The organism is Agarivorans sp. QJM3NY_29 (assembly GCF_050870835.2).
Lineage (GTDB): Bacteria > Pseudomonadota > Gammaproteobacteria > Enterobacterales > Celerinatantimonadaceae > Agarivorans.
Genome location: NZ_CP194036.2, coordinates 4,047,094 through 4,064,803 on the forward strand (window position 1 = coordinate 4,047,094; position 17,710 = coordinate 4,064,803).

Genomic DNA, 17,710 nt, shown 5'->3' on the forward strand with positions numbered 1-17,710 from the left:
TTTATCCGAATCTGGAGCTTTCATGACTCAGCCGATCCTAGAACTCAACAATATCGAAAAGAGCTTTCCTGGCGTGAAAGCCTTAGATGGCGCTAGCTTGCGTGTTTATCCCGGTAAGGTAATGGCCTTATTAGGTGAGAACGGTGCAGGAAAATCCACCTTAATGAAGGTGCTCACCGGTATTTATAGCCTCGATAGCGGGAAGATTAACTATCAAAATAAACCAGTCAGTTTTGATGGCCCTCGCGCATCGCAAAGCGCAGGTATTAGTATCATTCATCAGGAGCTCAACCTGATCCCTGAGCTAAGTATTGCCGAGAATATCTTTTTAGGTAGAGAACCTACTTATGTCTTTGGCGGAATCAATTGGCCACTCATGTATCAACAAGCCGACCGACTATTGGCTCGTCTCAAAATTCAACACAGCGCCAAGCAATTGCTGGGTTCGATTAGTTTAGGTGAACAACAAATGGTCGAAATCGCCAAGGCGCTGTCCTTTGAATCCAAGGTGATCATCATGGATGAGCCCACCGATGCACTCACCGACACCGAAACCGAAGCTTTATTTGCCGTGATCAAAGAGCTCCGAAACCAGGGCTGCGGCATTGTTTATATTTCCCACCGTTTAAAAGAAATATTTGAGATTTGCGATGACATTACGGTGCTGCGTGACGGCAAATTTATAGGTCAACGCAGCATTGACGATATCGACGAAGATAGCATGATTGAAATGATGGTGGGGCGTCGTCTTGATGAGCAATTCCCTCGTATCAACCACCAGCATGGCAATACCTGCCTTGAACTAAAAGACTTAAGTGGCTCCGGCATACGTCAAGTCAGTTTCCACTTAAATAAAGGCGAAATTCTCGGTATCTCTGGTTTGATGGGCGCAGGTCGAACTGAATTGATGAAGGTGATCTATGGTGCCCTCAACCGTGATTCTGGTGAAGTCTATTTAGAAGGAAAAGCCATTCACCCTTGCAGCCCACAAGAAGGCTTGGCCTTAGGCATCGCTTACATCTCGGAAGACCGTAAAAAAGAAGGCTTAGTTTTGGGGCTATCGGTCAAAGAAAACATGTCTCTATCTTGCCTGAAACAACTTTCTAATGGGCCACAATTGAAGCATGGCGATGAAATTATCGCCGTCGAAGACTTTATCACGCTGTTCAATATCAAAACCCCCAGCCGTGAACAAATCATCGGTAATTTATCAGGCGGCAACCAACAGAAAGTAGCGATAGCAAAAGGCTTGATGACCCGTCCAAAAATCCTGATTTTAGACGAACCCACCCGCGGCGTAGACGTCGGCGCCAAAAAAGAGATCTACCAATTAATCAATCAATTTAAGGCTGAAGGCATGAGCATTATTTTAGTGTCTTCAGAAATGCCTGAAGTACTGGGCATGAGTGACCGAATATTGGTGATGCACGAAGGCACCATAAGCGGTGAATTTAGCGCCGAACAAGCCGATCAAGAGACACTAATGGCCTGCGCTGTTGGTAAAAAAATTAATGAGGACGCAGCATGAACAGCAAAGCCCTAGCGAAACAAAGCCCCCAAGCCCAAACACCAAGCATATTTAGTAAGCATTGGTTAATTGAGCAAAAATCGTTGATTGCGCTGATTTTACTCATCGTCGTCGTTTCAATACTAAATCCCAATTTTTTTACCCTAGATAACCTCCTTAATATTCTGCGGCAAACCTCTGTTAACGCCATTATTGCGGTTGGCATGACACTAGTGATTTTAACCGCAGGGATTGACTTAAGTGTCGGCTCTATCTTGGCCCTCTGTGGAGCCTTTGCCGCCTCAATGATTGGCTTGGAAATCCCCGTTTACATCGCGGTGCCAGCCGCACTGTTAGCGGGAACAGCTTTAGGTGCGGTGAGTGGACTGATTATTGCGAAAGGGAAGGTTCAAGCTTTCATCGCAACCTTAGTCACCATGACTTTACTACGCGGTGTGACCATGGTGTACACCGATGGCCGCCCCATCTCTACAGGCTTTACCGACGTTGCCGATAGCTTCGCATGGTTCGGTACTGGTTATATGCTGGGGATCCCTGTGCCTATTTGGTTAATGGCATTGGTATTTGCTGCGGTTTGGTACCTACTAAATCACACCCGCTTTGGTCGCTATGTGTATGCACTCGGTGGCAACGAGGCGGCGACTCGCCTTTCTGGAATCAATGTAGATCGCGTAAAAATTGGTGTTTACGCCATTTGTGGACTGCTTGCAGCCTTAGCTGGCTTGATCGTCACCTCTCGGCTCTCCTCGGCTCAACCAACCGCAGGAATGGGCTACGAGTTAGACGCAATCGCCGCCGTGGTATTAGGTGGAACCAGTTTAATGGGTGGGAAAGGACGGATTATGGGTACCCTTATTGGCGCCTTAATCATTGGTTTTTTAAACAATGCCTTAAATTTATTAGACGTATCTTCGTACTTCCAAATGATCGCCAAAGCATCGGTGATTTTATTGGCAGTCATGGTAGACAACAAAAACAAATAATAGATAGAACCTCAACTACAAGGAACATCGTTATGAACAAGCTCACGACATTACTTTCTATGGCTGTACTTGGTACTGCGATCAGCACCACCGCCGCCGCCGATACTCTCGCGATGGTGGTATCAACCCTAAATAATCCATTTTTCGTATCGATGAAAGATGGTGCTGAGGCAAAGGCTAAACAACTCGGTTACGATCTGTTGGTCTTAGATTCACAGAATGACCCAAGCCGCGAGCTTTCCAACGTGGAAGACTTAACAGTACGTGGTGTAAAAGCAATTCTGATCAACCCAACTGACTCCGATGCGGTCTCAAACGCAATCCGCATCGCCAATCACGCCAAAATTCCAGTATTAACGCTCGATCGCGGTGCTAGCCGTGGCGATGTGGTCAGCCATATCGCTTCAGACAATGTCGCGGGCGGAAAAATGGCAGGTGAATTTATAGTGCAGCAGGCTGGCGCAACTGCAAAAGTAATTCAGTTAGAAGGGATCGCAGGAACCTCCGCGGCACGCGAGCGTGGCCAAGGCTTTATGCAAGCGGTCGAGAGCAGCAAAATGCAGTTACTCGGTAGCCAACCTGCTGACTTTGATCGCACCAAAGGGCTGAACGTGATGGAAAATATGCTTGCTGCAAATCCTGATGTTAAGGCTGTATTTGCGCAAAACGATGAAATGGCGTTAGGCGCTTTGCGTGCGGTACAAGCCTCAGGCAAAAAAGTACTAATCGTTGGTTTTGATGGCACCGACGACGGTATTGCTGCAGTAAAACGCGGTTTGATGGCAGCAACGATTGCCCAACAGCCTGAAAAAATTGGAGCCCTAGGGATTGAGACTGCTGATAGAATGTTAAAAGGTGAAACGGTAGAGAAATACATTCCAGTCCCTTTAAAAGTGGTCACAAAATAAGCCTAAAGAAGCACTTTACTTACAGCTAAATAATCAACCGGAACTGAGCAGAACAAGCTTCCAGCTCAGTTCCATAAGTAGCAATCATCGAGGTAACAAATGAGCAAATTGGTTGTATTAGGCAGTGTCAATGCTGACCATGTATTACAGGTGAATAGTTTTCCTCAACCAGGTGAAACCTTGCAAGGTAGCGGCTACCAAGTGGTTGCGGGCGGTAAAGGCGCAAACCAAGCCGTCGCAGCCGCACGCCTAGGGGCCGATATTGCCTTTATCGCCTGCATTGGAGACGACGCCTTTGGCCAGCAAAGCCGTATCAATTTTGCCAAAGACGGAATCAATACCGAAGCGGTAATGGAAATCAGTCTCTGCCCTACTGGCATTGCTATGATTTTAGTTGCAGCAACTGGCGAAAATAGTATAGCCATCTCCGCCGAGGCAAATGCTCAGCTAACGCCACAACGCTTAGCCGCTCACACCTCGTTAATTGAGCAAGCCGATACCTTATTGATGCAATTGGAAAGCCCTATCGAAACGGTGACCGCTGCGGCTCAATTAGCAAAACAGCACCAAACCCGAGTCGTACTCAACCCAGCCCCAGCAAGGGCACTTGATGATGACTTATTGGCTCTGATTGATATGATCACCCCCAATGAGACCGAGGCCGAAGCGCTCACTGGGATCAAAGTGGTGAACGCCAGCAGCGCTGCTCAAGCCGCTCAAGCTTTACACCTAAAAGGCATCCCATGGGTATTGATCACGATGGGCAGTCAGGGGGCATGGGTCAGCCATCAAGGTGAAGGCAGGCTAGTTGCAGGCTATACAGTCAAGGCGCTAGATACCACGGCAGCAGGAGATACTTTTAATGGCGCCTTGGTCACCGCTTTATTAGAACAACAGCCAGCAGAATCTGCGATACGTTTCGCACATGCCGCTGCAGCACTCTCGGTCACGAAATTTGGAGCCCAACCTTCAATTCCTGATCGACAACAGGTTTTTGAGTTTATTGCACAGCAAGATTCTGCGACTATAGGTAATTAATAGTCTGATTAATCAGGAGAATTTAATCGCCATGGCGACCATAAAAGATGTAGCGAAACATGCTGGAGTCTCTACTTCAACGGTAAGCCATGTATTAAATAAAACCCGTTATGTAAGCGAAGATATCATTCTTAGAGTGATGACTGCAGTCGATCAATTGCACTATGCACCATCGGCTCTGGCTCGCAGCTTAAAGGTACAACACACCAAAACCTTCGGCATGTTGGTCACGACATCTACCAACCCCTTTTTCGGTGAAGTGGTTAAAGGCGTGGAGCGCAGCTGTTACCAACACGGCTACAATCTAATTTTGTGTAATACCGAAGGTGACCAGGAGCGGATGAAATCAAACCTGGACGCCTTACTACAAAAACGGGTAGACGGACTACTACTCATGTGCGGCGAACTAGAAAACCCCGAATTCGATTTATTTAGCCGCCATCAACCAGTCCCAACGGTGGTGATGGACTGGGGTCCAGTCAACTTCCCCAGCGACAAAATCCAAGATAATTCACTGCAAGGTGGTCAATTAGCCACCCAACATCTAATTAGCCAGGGCCATCGTCAAATTGGCTGCATTACTGGGCCTCTCGACAAACAAACTGCGCAACAACGCTACGCAGGATTTTTGCGAGCGATGGAACAGGCGAAGCTACCAGTAAATCCAGCTTGGGTCGCCTCTGGTAACTTCGAATGCGAGGGCGGCGAGCAGGCATTTCGAACTATTCATGCGAATGCTCCCCTGCCAAGTGCGTTATTCGTATCTAATGACATGATGGCCATGGGGGTGATTAATACCGCTAGCAAGCTCGGTATTAAGGTTCCTGAGCAACTCTCGCTGATCGGTTATGATGACATTAAATTAGCCAAATACATTACTCCCTCACTCACCACGATTCATCAACCCAAACACCGCTTAGGGCAGCAGGCCGTCGATAGCCTACTAAGAAAAATAGAGTATCCCGGTCAACCAAACCAAATTATCCAGTTAGAGCCAAGCTTAGTGATCCGTGACAGCGTTCTGACTTATTCTGCCTAATTGAGGCTAAAAACCAGCTTCTTAGCGGGTTGATTCAAATCGATTCTAAACCGAATCGCCTGAGCTTTCCTCATGCGGTTCCGAGAGCTTAATCCGCTCAGCTAAAGCTTTATATTGCTCTTGCACTCGATGACCAAATAAAGGATCTTCGAAATTACCATGTTGCCAGCTTTGCTCTATCGCCCGCCAATCATCTTCCGTTAAATGTCTTTTTAAGGCCGGGAAGATCACCTCTTCTTCATAATTCAAGTGATCCCATTGGGCTTTAATAAATGCTTCTAATTTGTCGCTAAATTGATCCAGAGGAACCACCGCGTCCAATAAAATAATATCAATAATATCGCTGAGCTCGGCGGTCATCTCCAGTAAGTCGAGATGTTGCTGCTTTAGTTGCCCAGACAAGTCATCTTCGACAACTCGATACTTGGTATAATAATCGTAAATCAGATCTTCTTTAGGATGATGGCAACGGTCAGCGTACTCTTGCATATAACTAATAATATGAGCAATTAATTTATATTTAACTGCTTTTTCGTTACGAATATGCTCCAGTTTCTGCTCCAACACTTTTAACAACTTGGCGATATTCTGATGGTCTTGATGAAGACTTTGTAACATTGCTGCTCCTTAGCTAACCGCACTCTTAGATTCAGTATAAGGTACTTATTATTTTTAGATTATTGCGCTAGATCGTCTATTAGACCGATTGCCTCTTTGCCTAGTTCACAAATTTTACAATCCCTGTTCAAGGCTTCGCAAAACGAGCGTTGAACAATCAATATGACTTATTGTTCAACAAACACCCACCCCTTGTACAGCATTTAGTCAAGAATGTTCGGTTGCAAGCATAATTACCAAGCTAACGGTTTGCACTGAGTCAACAAACACCGCAAAAAAAATTAAAAAAAACCCTTTTTTGATTAAGGTCAATTGTAGTATAGTTTCAGCAAGTGGCGATAATGATTCAAGTAATGGCTCAGGCATCGCTATATGCTGTAATAAAATTACACTTTTAAGCTAATGAGGTATGTTATGACCACAGGTATTCAAATCACTAAAGCAAACAATCAAGCCCTACTTGGTTCTTTTTGGCTGTTAGATAACGAACAAAATCAAGCGCGCTGCCTTTGTGTTAAAGATGAACTTTTTGCAGAAGATGAAGTCGTCGCCATCGATACATTGGGTCAGATCGAATATCGCGAAGTACCGATGAAAGCACAGGCACTGGAAGAAGGTGGTCAACACCTTAACGTGAATGTACTACGTCGCGAAACGTTAGAAGATGCCGTGAAGCACCCCGAAAAATATCCACAGTTAACCATTCGTGTTTCTGGTTATGCAGTACGTTTCAACTCGCTAACCACTGAACAACAACAAGATGTTATCACTCGGACTTTCACTGAGTCGCTATAACACGCAGTCTGCAAAAACAAAAAAAGCATGCTTTAGCATGCTTTTTTATTACATGAGATCCAACCTAGCTCTAACGACGCTCGCGTACCAAACCTTCTTGAATGGTAGAAGCCACTAGCTTACCCTCTCGGGTATAAAACTGTCCTCGAACTAAACCCCTACCCTGAGATGCTACCGGGCTATCAACCACATATAACAACCAATCATCTAAGCGAAAATCGTGATGAAACCACATACTGTGATCAATCGTTGCGGCTTGTATTTCCGGTTCAATAAAAGAGCGGCCATGGGGCTGCAAGGCGGTCGGTAAGAAGTTAAAATCTGAAGCGTAGGCCAGCAGATAACGATGAATACGACTATCATCGGGCATTTGACCATTCGCCTTAAACCATACACAGCGTTTTGCAGCTCGTTTTTCTGGTAATAAAGGGTTAACAAACTCGACCGGACGCATTTCTAAAGGTTTATCACAAATAAATTTGTCGCGCACCGCATCGGGCAGCATCTCTCGTAACTGAAATGCATACTCTTGTTCAGAGAGTAGATCTTCTGGAGCGGGAACCTCTGGCATCGCATCCTGATGCTCAAAACCAGCAGACACCTCTTGGAAAGAAGCCGTCATGTAAAAAATTGGCTTGCCAAATTGAATCGCTTTGATTCGGCGAGTAGACACACTGCGTCCATCACGAATGCTTTCAATATCATATACAATCCGGTGATTCGGATCGCCTGGCCTTAAAAAATAAGAGTGAAATGAATGCACCTGGCGATTTTCGGCTACCGTTTCTTTGGCTGCCGACAATGCCTGTCCCATCACTTGCCCACCAAACACTGCACCAAAACCTAAATCTTGGCTTTGGCCACGAAATAGTCCTTCTTCTATGCGCTCTAAGCTCAAAAGTTCGAGCAGATCTTTTAACACTTTACTCATAATAATCGTAATTTTTGAGGTCAATCGGTGCAATATGCGCGAGAAGTTTGCAAAGATCAACTCAGCCAAAGCGAATAACAGTTAATGTTAAAAACGTAAATAAAGTATCCCGAGACAGATTGTTGGGACGAGCGTCGATGATGTGAGCAGACCTGAAAATAACGGTAGACAGTGCGCTCGGTAAACTTGAAAGCCTCAGCTTGGTCAATTTTGATTCTCGCTTGAAACTCTTAACCAAGAGAAAAACCATATAGACTAGAGATTTAAGTGATTAACGATAACCAGCCCTTTAAGTAAGATAAATAAAAATGTGCGTAAATTGATGAAGATTTCGTTTGCTTTGCTCAGCTTTATTACTGTTTCAATAACGAAACGCACTCCAAAACGACCACTTGCATAGCAGCCTCCCAAACACAAAAAAAAGCAATGGGTTTCACACCCACTGCTTTTTTTAACGAAGCCGAAAATTAAATTATAAGCTCAGTAATAAAGCTCTTAATTGTGCGAAATCTGCAGGCATCTGCTTCGACAGTAAATCTAGATCCGCACGATCGGCAAGCGGTTTAGGAATATCGATTTTGCGCTGCAAGATCTCTTCGACACTTTCCTTAAATTTAGCCGGGTGAGCGGTACACAGAAATAAACCTTGTTCGCCATCCATCAGCTGTTCGCTCAATTGCTGATAAGCGATTGCGCCATGCGGCTCACATAAATAGCCCTGTGCATCCAAAGCTTTAAGCGCCTCCGCAGTCTGTTCATCGGTCATCACCCCCTTGGCTAGGTCACTTAAAGACCAACCTTGAGTTTTAAACAGCTCTTCAACGCGTGGCCAGTTATTGGGCTGGCTCACATCCATCGCATTGGAAAGCGTAGCCTGAGTCGGCTTAGGCTCCCATTGACCAGAAGCAAGATAACGAGGCACCGTATCATTCACATTAGTCGCGGCAATAAAACGCTTAATCGGCAAGCCCATAGCTTTGGCGATTAAACCTGCGGTGAGGTTACCAAAGTTACCTGAAGGCACCGAAACCACCAGCTGTTGCCGCTCTGCTTTACTTAACTGTGCGGCCGCTTCAAAGTAGTAACACACTTGCGCAGCCAACCGGCTAATGTTGATCGAATTCGCCGAATTCAAACCAATCGCAGTTTTTAGCGACTGATCATCAAAGGCCTGTTTCACCATCGCCTGGCAGGCGTCAAAGTCCGACTCAACCGCCACCGTAGTAATATTGCCACCAAGGGTACAGAACAACTTTTCTTGCAATGGGCTGATTTTTCCTTTGGGGTAAAGCACCACCACATTGATATTTTCCATACCGTAAAATGCGTGTGCCACCGCCGCCCCTGTATCCCCCGAAGTTGCGGTTAAAATGGTGGTTTTTTTACCTTCGGAGAACTTGGCCAAACACTGCGCCATAAAACGTCCACCAAAGTCTTTAAAGGCCAAAGTCGGTCCGTGAAATAACTCTAATGCACTGATCTGCTCGGTCACTTTTGCCAAAGGTGCTGGAAAAATAAAGGCTTTAGTGACCATTTCCAATAGGCTTTGTTCAGACAATTCGTTATCGAGTAACGCAGCCAATAGCTTGGCACAACGAGGATGAAAATCGAGTTCAAGCAAACTATCGATATCATCAAAGTGAGGAATCGCTTCAGGGAAGAATAACCCTTGTTGTTTACCTAAACCTTGTTTTACCGCTTGGGTAAAACTAACCTGCTCGTCGTTACATTTTAAGTTGTATAAATTCATAGCGATGTTCCTGTTACTCGAGTGCCTTGTTCATCAATTTTACAGATATGGCAAAATCCATCTTGATTTTGAATAAAATGTTGCTCTAACCAGTCTTTTAGACGCTGCGCCTGTTCCAGCACTGGCGTGACCACAAATACCGTCGGACCTGACCCAGAAATACCACTCGCCAATGCACCACTTTGTGCAGCATAGCTGCGAACGTCAGTAAAACCAGGGATCAATTCAGCCCGATAAGGTTCAGCAATCACTTTGTCTTTTAGCAAAGACGCAGCAAGTTCAGGCTGTTTGCTGTAACTGGCATGAACAAACCCTGCAAGATTTCGCCCGTATTCCAAGGTATCTTGGCGACGATACTGGGCGGGTAGAATCGCCCGAGCTTGGGCAGTGGAAATATTAATGCCTGGATAGGCGACAATCCAATACCAATCCTCAAAATGTGGTATCGCTTGGCTGGTTGCTCCAGCTTGTTGCAGCATCAATTGCATCCCACCGAGATAGCATGGTGCCACATTATCATAATGCACACTGCCACTAATTTGCCCTTCGAGCTCCCCCATCATGAGTAGCATTTGCTCTTTATCGAATGGGAAGTCTAAATAGGCATTCAAGCCTTCTAAGGCTGCGACCACCGAACAAGCGCTCGAGCCTAAACCACTGCCAATAGGCAAGTTCTTTTCCAAGGTCATTTTAACGCACCCTAGCACTTGCCCATGATGCGCTAACAACTGCTGAGCAAAATAATGGTAGCAGTCATAGAGAATATTTTGTTTCGGGTCAGCGGGTAGCTTATGCGCGTAAGGCCCTACATTCTCGATCAACACATCAGCGCCATCGGCCGCCTCAATTTGTACTCGGTCGCCCAATAATTGTCCATCTATCGGTGATAGGGCCGCGCCTAGAGAATCAAAACCAACACTCACATTAGCCGTTGAAGCGGGTGCGTAAACCACAATACTCATGTTACACCTCCTGCTTCCAGTTGAGTGTTCGAAGCACATCGGCGAATACCCCAGCAGCCGTTACCGCCGTGCCCGCACCGTAGCCACGCAAGACCAAAGGAATAGGCTGATAGTAACGGCTATAAAAAGCCAGCGCATTTTCGCCATCTTTTACTCGGTTAAGCGGATCGTCGGCAGCAACCGCCGCCAGCGAAACTTTACAAACGCCTTGATCGATACTACCTAAATAACGCAATACCTTCCCCTCAGCTGCCGCATCCTGTTGTAACGTGGCGAAATACCCGTCAGCCTCGGGGAGGCGCGCCATAAAGGCTTCGGTATCACCACTGGCATCGAAGTTAGGTGGCAGCGCCTGCTCGATTTGGATATCATCAAGGTTTAGTGGCATACCCGCTTCGCGTGCCAAAATCAGCAACTTACGGGCGACATCCATGCCCGATAAGTCATCTCGCGGATCAGGCTCGGTAAAGCCGTTTGCTCGGGCGATGGAAGTCGCTTCAGAAAAGCTCATCCCTTCATCTAACTTACCAAAAATGAAAGAGAGTGAGCCAGAAAGGATCCCGTTAAAACGCTCTAACTTATCCCCCGCCTTGAGCAGGTTCTGCAAATTCTCAATCACCGGTAAACCAGCACCCACGTTGGTATCGTATAAAAACTTACGACGCATCGACAACGCAGTTTTACGCAGTTGCTGATAATACTCAAGACTTGAAGTATTGGCTTTCTTGTTCGCGGTTACCACGTGGAAACCATTGGCCAAAAATTCAGCATACTTACCAGCAACATCATCATTACTGGTACAGTCAACGATCACCGGATTAATTAAATGACTTTGTCCCACTAATTCATTCACATTGGCCAGCGTGAACCCACCATTCTCGCTGCAATTGGCCAGTTGCTGTTGCCAATCGTCTAGCGCGAGGCCTTTAGGATCGAGTAATAGTTTGCGGCTATTAGCCAAGCCACAAACGCGGATCGCGATTTGTTGATCTTTTAGATGCGCCTGCTGAGCATGAATTTGCTCTAACAACGCGCCACCCACGCCACCCACGCCAATTAAAAATAAATCGATGTAATGCATGCTCTCAAAGAAATTTTGATGACAAGCTCGGATCGCCTCCGCCACTTTATCTTGGGAAACCACCGCCGAGATAGAGCGTTCGGAAGAACCTTGTGCAATCGCCACAATATTAATCCCAACTTCCGCTAACGAAGTAAAGAAGCGTGCCGCAACCCCTTTACTGCGGCGCATGCCATCCCCCACCAGCGAAATAATCGCTAATTGGTCGATGGTCTCAATCGGCTCCAGCAATTGATTGGCTAATTCCAGCTCAAACTCTTCATTTAAAGCCGCTAAGGCGCGGACCGCATCAACACTATGAATACAAAAGCTAATGCTATACTCGCAACTCGATTGAGTAATCAGCGCCACAGAAACATGACTACGAGAAATACTTTCAAAAATACGGCCAGCCATGCCCACCATACCTTTCATGCCAGGACCTGAAACCGTCAACATAGTCAGTTCGGCAAGGCTAGATAAAGCTTTCACCGGTAAATCATCTTGCCCTTGGCTTTGTGCGCCAATTAATGTTCCTTCCCCCTGAGGATTAAAAGTATTCTTAATTAGGCAAGGGATATGGTACTGAGCAATCGGGGCAATGGTTTTGGGATGCAGTACCTTAGCGCCAAAATAGCTTAACTCCATGGCTTCTGGATAGCTTAAACTACGTAACAAACGGGCATCTTCAACCAAGCGAGGGTCGCAATTATATACGCCGTCGACATCGGTCCAAATTTCACAGCATTCTGCATCTAAACAGGCCGCTAATACCGCGGCGCTATAATCGGAACCATTGCGGCCAAGCACTACGGTTTCACCCTGCGCGTTACCCGCCGTGAACCCAGGCATCAAATAAATTAGGTCTTGCTGGAGCATGCTCTGATTCAAACGCTGCTTACTGGCCTGAATGTCGACCACAGCCTCCAAGTAGCCCCCCGAGCTGGCCAGCAATTTTTGCTGAGGAATAATGATCTCTGCACTATGGCCACGCACTGCTAGCAGATAACTCATGGTGTGAATGCTCAGTTTTTCGCCTGTAGACAATACCTTGGCGCGAATATTATCTGGGCATTGTTGCAGTAAGGCGACCCCTTTTAGTAACTGGCGTAATTCACCCAACTCTTGGTGAATCATCAACTGCATTTGCTCAATGGCAAAACCTGCATATTTATTCTTTAATTCACCGAGCAATTGCTGGAAGGTGGTTTCAATACGATTTAATAAACCCTCTCCATCGTTGCCGTGACTAACCATATCCACCACTGCAACTAAATCGTTGGTGACTCCCGCAGGAGCAGAGAGTACCACCGCCAATTGTGACTGATGTTGGTTACTTAATACTATATCGGCTGCGCGATTAAAGCGCTCAGCGTCGGCTAAAGATGATCCACCAAATTTTAAAACTCGCATTGTTCCTCCCAAAAAAAAACCCGTATCGTGATTGATACGGGCTTTCTTCAATGTAGTTTATCGCTACAACAAGCCCGTCCCGCATGTGGTGGTGCGGGTAATAATACCGGTGGTTGTGTAAGCAAAATATACTGACATCTGAATAAAAATTTAAATTCCAATTATGTTCATACCATAACCAGCTGGGCTAAAGAGTCAAGTTTTATTTAGCTCAAAACTCATCCAAGTCAACAATCATTTCCGAGATAAAAATTTGAACGCCCGTTTAAATCCTGCCATAGTGGATAAAAAAACAACAATAAGAAAACGCCGATGAAAAACTCGATGGAACACATCGCAGCAGAAACGATGCTGCAACGCTTCAACAGCTTCTACCAATGTTTCTTAGAAGTCACCCGCGGTGCGAAACAACGCTTCGAAACCGCTGACTGGATGTCTGTACAACTCGCATCTAGAGAGCGGATCCGGCTATATGATCATCATGTCACCGAAGCGAGGGCAGCCATCAAACAACTAACTGGCCATCTACAACGTAGCGCTCAATTTTGCGCCGCAGTAAAATATCGGTATTCCCAGTTAATTAGCCAACATGAAAATTTTGAAGTCGCTGAATCTTTCTTTAATTCGGTGTATCAAAGACTATTTCATCATCGCTACATCGAAGAAGACCAACTATTTATTCGACCAAGTCGTAGCAGCAAACGCTTTGACTATCAATTACTCACCCATCGTTACCAACATACCGAGCTGCAACAGCTACTGGTCGACTTATTTAAAGACTATGACTTCGCCATTCCATACGAAGACTTATCACGCGATATCAATTTTATCCAACAGCGACTCCAACAGCAGCCTCAGCTCAAGCAGCAACCATTACACCGCATCACCATGCTGCAGCCAGTGTTTTATCGGAACAAAGCCGCCTATTTGATAGGCCACTATCAAAGCGAAGCGCTGTCTTTCCCCATCGTATTTCCATTACTCAACCAGCAAGCCCAGGTTGCGATAGACACCGTGTTAATCGATAGTGATCAGGTGAGTATTATCTTTGGCTTTGCCCGCGCCTATTTTATGGTCGACGCCCCTGCACCAAGACGAATTGTAAACTTTTTAAAGCAGCTACTCCCCAATAAAACCGATTATGAGCTGTTTACCGCAATCGGCTGTCAAAAACATGCTAAAACCGAATTTTATCGTCACTACTTAAACCACTTACACAACTCCAAAGACCAATTTGAACTCGCCCCCGGGATTAAAGGTATGGTGATGAGCGTATTTACCTTGCCCTCTTATGACGTTGTATTTAAAGTGATAAAAGATCGCTTCACTCCCCCCAAAGAGGTCAGTCGGGCGGTCGTCAAAGAGAAATACCGCTTGGTCAAACAACACGATCGTGTCGGCCGAATGGCCGATACTCAAGAATTTACTAATTTTGAATTCCCTTTAGCCCGCTTTAGCCCTGAGTTACTTGCAGAACTGGAACTCGTCGCGCCGTCTGCGCTCAAAATAGAAAATGACGTACTCACCATTAAACACCTCTATACCGAACGCAAAATGGTCCCGCTAAACATCTACTTAGAGCAAGCCGACGAAACGCAAACTCGGCAAGTGATCGATGAATATGGCAACGCCATCAAACAACTAGCCGCAGCCAATATCTTTCCTGGGGATATGTTATTTAAGAACTTTGGGGTCACTCGGCATGGGCGAGTCGTATTTTATGATTACGATGAAATATCCTATATGACGGAGTGTAATTTCAGAGAATTTCCACAATCCCCCTATCCTGAAGACCAATGGGCCGTACATCCTAGCTATTCTGTTGGTCCCAATGATATTTTCCCAGAAGAATTTGCAACGTTCTTGCTAGGGAAACCAGCCGTAAAACAAGCATTTAGAGAATTGCATGCGGAACTGTTTCAGGCCAGCTATTGGCAAAGTTTGCAACGCAACATCGAAAATGGTCAATTTGAAGATGTCTTTCCTTACCGTAGGCATTGCCGATTTATCAACCGTTAGCTACCAACTTTCAAGCCGTGACTCGTTCCGCCATCGCGTAAATATTTTTTGTGATCGACCGTGATCTTCTGTATGAGATCGACCATAATAGTTATTGGGAAAAATAATAATAAGGGGCAGCAGTGACTAAGTTTAGTTTTAAGTATTATTTTGCTGCTCTTTTGATGATCACGGGTCGTTCAGCGTTCGCTGCAATCCCAAATATTGATAACCAATTAAGTATTAGCTACGGTGATGGCCAACATCTACAACTATCAACCCGCAGTCAAATTAAAAACTGGTATGTAACAGGCTATAACAACAAACAATTTATTTACACAGGGCCCCGGGATCAAACTCAATCATGGTTTTTTAACGGCGGTTACCAGCATCAACTGCGTAACGAATTCTCACTCTTTGTCGAAGCAGGGGTGAACAATCAATACGACGATATTGCGACACGTAGAGGCTTTAATCTTTCGACAGGCTTAAATTACCAGCCGCTACGGCACCTATCACTTCAAAGTAAATTGGTACAAATTCACCAACCTGATGATGACACCACCGAACAAAGCCTCGAGGTATCGAGTACATTACACCTACTCAATAACATTGATGTAAAAGCTGTCTATCAAATTGAAGCACAAGATAAGCAAACCCAGCAACAGCTTCAATTTGGTTTAGGTTATCGCTTTTAAGCGAAGCCTTCCGGCAGATTTAAGGCCTGTTCGCTCAGCAAGATCCCATTCTCATCCGCATACAAATACATCCCCGGTAGAATTTTTACACCAGCAAAATTCAGCTCGCAATTAACATCCCCGACACCTTTTCGCTCGGTTTTCATCGGGCAAGCAGCTAATGCCCTTACTCCCAAGTCAATCGTATTAATCGTCGATACGTCTCTAATCGCACCGTGGATGACCACCCCAGACCATCCTTGAAGATAAGCCGAATCCGCGATCAAGTCGCCCATCAATGCATGTTGAATATCGGCACCACCATCCACCACTAATACTCGCCCTCGGCCCGCAGTGGCTAATAACTCTTTGACTCGACTGTTGTCTCGCCAACATCGAACCGTCACCACTTCACCGAAAAAGCAAGTTTTCAATCCATAAGACCGAAAAATAGGGGTTAACAGCTGAACCTGTTGCGGATAGAGATCACATAATTCCGGCAATAAATCTTGCATTCTGATACTCCTTTATCATTTGTTGATATCCCTGTGGATTATCAAACCAACGACTCGCGGTATTGCCAAGACATGAGTATGCTCGGCTTATATCATTACTATCATAGAGATAACAATCACCATCAAGCCAGTAAAAAGCTCTCTGTTTGAAAACCTTTGCTACATATTGCGCATCAATTAACGAACATTCAACAACCGCGCTAAATTCGTAATGATTAAGATCAATAGCGCCTGCAAAGACCCAAGAACAAGGCATTTTATGGACACGCAAATATGTAAGTAAATGACAATCTAACCAGCGATTAAACTGCTGAGATCGGGTAACCCCTTTAGGATTGTTCGCGGTAATAACAGCAAGCCCATGATATTTAAGGGCTGTATCTGCCAAAAATATAGTGTTTTTATACAAATTAAACATGTAGTTTATTTTCAGTAATGACGCGTATAAATTGCCATTATGACCATTTCCGATTGATTTGAATCAAATCCGCTTCAAAAAACGTAAGCTTTTTTCAGACTCAAGTTGTTATATCACTGTTAAGCCCATAGAATATGTTCACTGCTTGTAACGAATCATGCATACAGAAGATCTCTTACGCTGACTTACGTCTCGTTTTGAGCACACTATTTGTTTATTTTTTTTGCCATATGAGAAGTTTTAACACAAACTCAACATGGCATTGTAGCTAGTGTTTACTTCATCTTCTATAAAACACCGAACAGTTCGCAAGCCAACTTTTTTCTATATAGCATTGGGGAAGACCATGACACCAAATATTCTAATTGTCGAGGACGAACTGGTCACTCGTAATACGCTAAAAAGCACTTTTGAAGCCGAAGGTTACAACGTGTTTGAAGCGATTGACGGCAATGAAATGAACAGCGTACTTGAAGCTCATTCAGTTCACTTAATTATCATGGACATTAATCTTCCAGGTAAAAACGGTTTATTGCTTGCCCGTGAACTTCGAGATCGTGAACAAATCGCGTTAATGTTTTTAACTGGTCGCGACAATGAAGTTGATAAGATTTTAGGTTTGGAAATTGGGGCCGACGACTACATCACCAAGCCTTTCAACCCTCGCGAATTAACCATTCGTGCGCGCAACCTACTAAATCGTACCATCAATGGACAATCGGCTAATGAAGACAAGGGCTCTGTAGAAGAGTATCGCTTTAACGGCTGGACCTTAGATATTAATAGCCGATCGTTAGTAAGTCCTAACCAAGAAACCTACAAACTGCCGCGTAGCGAATTTCGTGCAATGTTGCACTTTGTAGAAAACCCTGGACAGATTCAAACCCGTGCAGATTTATTGAAGAAGATGACAGGGCGGGAATTGAAGCCGCATGACCGGACGGTTGACGTAACCATTCGTCGGATCCGCAAGCATTTCGAATCAATACCAGAAACACCAGAAATTATTGCAACCATTCATGGTGAAGGTTATCGTTTCTGTGGTGAAATTGAATAAGCAGCTCACTTACAAAAAAC

Annotated in this window: 16 protein-coding genes; 9 read left to right on the top strand and 7 right to left on the bottom strand. The window is 45.2% G+C overall.

Features of this window, described 5'->3' with window-relative positions; all coding sequences use genetic code 11:
* Nucleotides 1-22: 22 nt before the first annotated feature.
* The 5 genes from rbsA (at nucleotide 23) to ACRRS0_RS18245 (ending at nucleotide 5,496) form a co-directional block, all read left to right on the top strand.
* Nucleotides 23-1,528 carry a ribose ABC transporter ATP-binding protein RbsA gene (gene rbsA, locus ACRRS0_RS18225; RefSeq protein ID WP_432451790.1) on the top strand — a complete coding sequence of 502 codons (1,506 nt, stop codon included), beginning with the start codon at nucleotides 23-25 and terminating at the stop codon, nucleotides 1,526-1,528.
* Nucleotides 1,525-2,511, top strand: a complete 987-nt coding sequence (gene rbsC / locus ACRRS0_RS18230) for a ribose ABC transporter permease (RefSeq protein ID WP_432451789.1) — start codon at nucleotides 1,525-1,527, stop codon at nucleotides 2,509-2,511. The genes rbsA and rbsC overlap by 4 nt, the downstream gene beginning before the upstream one ends.
* Before the next feature lie 32 nt (nucleotides 2,512-2,543).
* Entirely contained in the window at nucleotides 2,544-3,419 is an 876-nt protein-coding gene (rbsB, locus tag ACRRS0_RS18235) for a ribose ABC transporter substrate-binding protein RbsB (protein WP_432451788.1), read from the top strand.
* Between the two features lie 99 nt (nucleotides 3,420-3,518).
* Nucleotides 3,519-4,457, top strand: coding sequence for a ribokinase (gene rbsK / locus ACRRS0_RS18240; RefSeq protein ID WP_432451787.1), 939 nt, complete (start codon nucleotides 3,519-3,521; stop codon nucleotides 4,455-4,457).
* Nucleotides 4,458-4,488: 31 nt separating this feature from the next.
* Nucleotides 4,489-5,496, top strand: a complete 1,008-nt coding sequence (locus tag ACRRS0_RS18245; RefSeq protein WP_432451786.1) for a substrate-binding domain-containing protein — start codon at nucleotides 4,489-4,491, stop codon at nucleotides 5,494-5,496.
* Between the two features lie 45 nt (nucleotides 5,497-5,541).
* On the opposite strand, the gene ACRRS0_RS18250 is transcribed toward ACRRS0_RS18245, so the two are convergent.
* Nucleotides 5,542-6,114, bottom strand: coding sequence for a hemerythrin domain-containing protein (locus ACRRS0_RS18250; RefSeq protein WP_432451785.1), 573 nt, complete (start codon nucleotides 6,112-6,114; stop codon nucleotides 5,542-5,544).
* Nucleotides 6,115-6,528: 414 nt separating this feature from the next.
* Between ACRRS0_RS18250 and grcA the strand changes: the two genes are divergently transcribed.
* Nucleotides 6,529-6,909: an autonomous glycyl radical cofactor GrcA gene (gene grcA, locus ACRRS0_RS18255; protein ID WP_432460100.1), complete on the top strand. Its 381-nt coding sequence runs from the start codon at nucleotides 6,529-6,531 to the stop codon at nucleotides 6,907-6,909.
* Nucleotides 6,910-6,979: 70 nt separating this feature from the next.
* Here grcA and tesB read toward each other — a convergent pair whose 3' ends face one another.
* The 4 genes from tesB to thrA all read right to left on the bottom strand — a co-directional run bounded on the left by tesB (nucleotide 6,980) and on the right by thrA (nucleotide 13,025).
* On the bottom strand, nucleotides 6,980-7,840 hold the full coding sequence (tesB, locus tag ACRRS0_RS18260) for an acyl-CoA thioesterase II (protein ID WP_432451783.1): 861 nt from the start codon (nucleotides 7,838-7,840) through the stop codon (nucleotides 6,980-6,982).
* A 472-nt stretch (nucleotides 7,841-8,312) separates the two neighbouring features.
* On the bottom strand, nucleotides 8,313-9,590 hold the full coding sequence (gene thrC, locus ACRRS0_RS18265; RefSeq protein WP_432451782.1) for a threonine synthase: 1,278 nt from the start codon (nucleotides 9,588-9,590) through the stop codon (nucleotides 8,313-8,315).
* A complete protein-coding gene (gene thrB, locus ACRRS0_RS18270) occupies nucleotides 9,587-10,552 on the bottom strand; it encodes a homoserine kinase (protein WP_432451781.1) in 966 nt (321 codons plus the stop codon). The genes thrC and thrB overlap by 4 nt, the downstream gene beginning before the upstream one ends.
* A 1-nt stretch (nucleotide 10,553) precedes the next feature.
* Nucleotides 10,554-13,025, bottom strand: a complete 2,472-nt coding sequence (gene thrA / locus ACRRS0_RS18275; RefSeq protein WP_432451780.1) for a bifunctional aspartate kinase/homoserine dehydrogenase I — start codon at nucleotides 13,023-13,025, stop codon at nucleotides 10,554-10,556.
* Nucleotides 13,026-13,337: 312 nt separating this feature from the next.
* Here thrA and aceK point away from each other — a divergent pair, with 312 nt between their 5' ends.
* Together aceK and ACRRS0_RS18285 are read left to right on the top strand one after the other, a co-directional pair.
* The gene (gene aceK, locus ACRRS0_RS18280; RefSeq protein ID WP_432451779.1) at nucleotides 13,338-15,044 is read left to right on the top strand and encodes a bifunctional isocitrate dehydrogenase kinase/phosphatase; all 1,707 of its coding nucleotides are present in this window, start codon (nucleotides 13,338-13,340) and stop codon (nucleotides 15,042-15,044) included.
* A gap of 122 nt (nucleotides 15,045-15,166) precedes the next feature.
* Entirely contained in the window at nucleotides 15,167-15,721 is a 555-nt protein-coding gene (locus ACRRS0_RS18285) for a hypothetical protein (RefSeq protein ID WP_432451778.1), read from the top strand.
* On the opposite strand, the gene ACRRS0_RS18290 is transcribed toward ACRRS0_RS18285, so the two are convergent.
* Both ACRRS0_RS18290 and ACRRS0_RS18295 read right to left on the bottom strand, forming a co-directional pair.
* Nucleotides 15,718-16,215 (bottom strand): putative 4-hydroxy-4-methyl-2-oxoglutarate aldolase, encoded by a 498-nt coding sequence (locus ACRRS0_RS18290; protein WP_432451777.1) that lies wholly within the window; start codon nucleotides 16,213-16,215, stop codon nucleotides 15,718-15,720. The two genes, ACRRS0_RS18285 and ACRRS0_RS18290, sit on opposite strands and share 4 nt — an antisense overlap.
* Complete coding sequence (locus ACRRS0_RS18295; protein ID WP_432451776.1) at nucleotides 16,187-16,633, bottom strand: DUF3293 domain-containing protein; 447 nt, start codon at nucleotides 16,631-16,633, stop codon at nucleotides 16,187-16,189. The genes ACRRS0_RS18290 and ACRRS0_RS18295 overlap by 29 nt, the downstream gene beginning before the upstream one ends.
* A gap of 346 nt (nucleotides 16,634-16,979) precedes the next feature.
* Here ACRRS0_RS18295 and arcA point away from each other — a divergent pair, with 346 nt between their 5' ends.
* A complete protein-coding gene (arcA, locus tag ACRRS0_RS18300; RefSeq protein ID WP_432451775.1) occupies nucleotides 16,980-17,690 on the top strand; it encodes a two-component system response regulator ArcA in 711 nt (236 codons plus the stop codon).
* Nucleotides 17,691-17,710: the final 20 nt, after the last annotated feature.

Bases quoted from the DNA above. Each gene is read 5' to 3' on its own strand.
- grcA (WP_432460100.1), top strand. From the start codon at position 6,529: ATGACCACAGGTATTCAAATCACTAAAGCAAACAATCAAGCCCTACTT.
- rbsC (WP_432451789.1), top strand. From the start codon at position 1,525: ATGAACAGCAAAGCCCTAGCGAAACAAAGCCCCCAAGCCCAAACACCA.
- rbsB (WP_432451788.1), top strand. From the start codon at position 2,544: ATGAACAAGCTCACGACATTACTTTCTATGGCTGTACTTGGTACTGCG.
- ACRRS0_RS18290 (WP_432451777.1), bottom strand. From the start codon at position 16,215: ATGCAAGATTTATTGCCGGAATTATGTGATCTCTATCCGCAACAGGTT.
- rbsK (WP_432451787.1), top strand. From the start codon at position 3,519: ATGAGCAAATTGGTTGTATTAGGCAGTGTCAATGCTGACCATGTATTA.
- tesB (WP_432451783.1), bottom strand. From the start codon at position 7,840: ATGAGTAAAGTGTTAAAAGATCTGCTCGAACTTTTGAGCTTAGAGCGC.
- thrB (WP_432451781.1), bottom strand. From the start codon at position 10,552: ATGAGTATTGTGGTTTACGCACCCGCTTCAACGGCTAATGTGAGTGTT.
- arcA (WP_432451775.1), top strand. From the start codon at position 16,980: ATGACACCAAATATTCTAATTGTCGAGGACGAACTGGTCACTCGTAAT.
- aceK (WP_432451779.1), top strand. From the start codon at position 13,338: ATGAAAAACTCGATGGAACACATCGCAGCAGAAACGATGCTGCAACGC.
- ACRRS0_RS18250 (WP_432451785.1), bottom strand. From the start codon at position 6,114: ATGTTACAAAGTCTTCATCAAGACCATCAGAATATCGCCAAGTTGTTA.
- thrA (WP_432451780.1), bottom strand. From the start codon at position 13,025: ATGCGAGTTTTAAAATTTGGTGGATCATCTTTAGCCGACGCTGAGCGC.
- ACRRS0_RS18295 (WP_432451776.1), bottom strand. From the start codon at position 16,633: ATGTTTAATTTGTATAAAAACACTATATTTTTGGCAGATACAGCCCTT.
- ACRRS0_RS18245 (WP_432451786.1), top strand. From the start codon at position 4,489: ATGGCGACCATAAAAGATGTAGCGAAACATGCTGGAGTCTCTACTTCA.
- thrC (WP_432451782.1), bottom strand. From the start codon at position 9,590: ATGAATTTATACAACTTAAAATGTAACGACGAGCAGGTTAGTTTTACC.
- rbsA (WP_432451790.1), top strand. From the start codon at position 23: ATGACTCAGCCGATCCTAGAACTCAACAATATCGAAAAGAGCTTTCCT.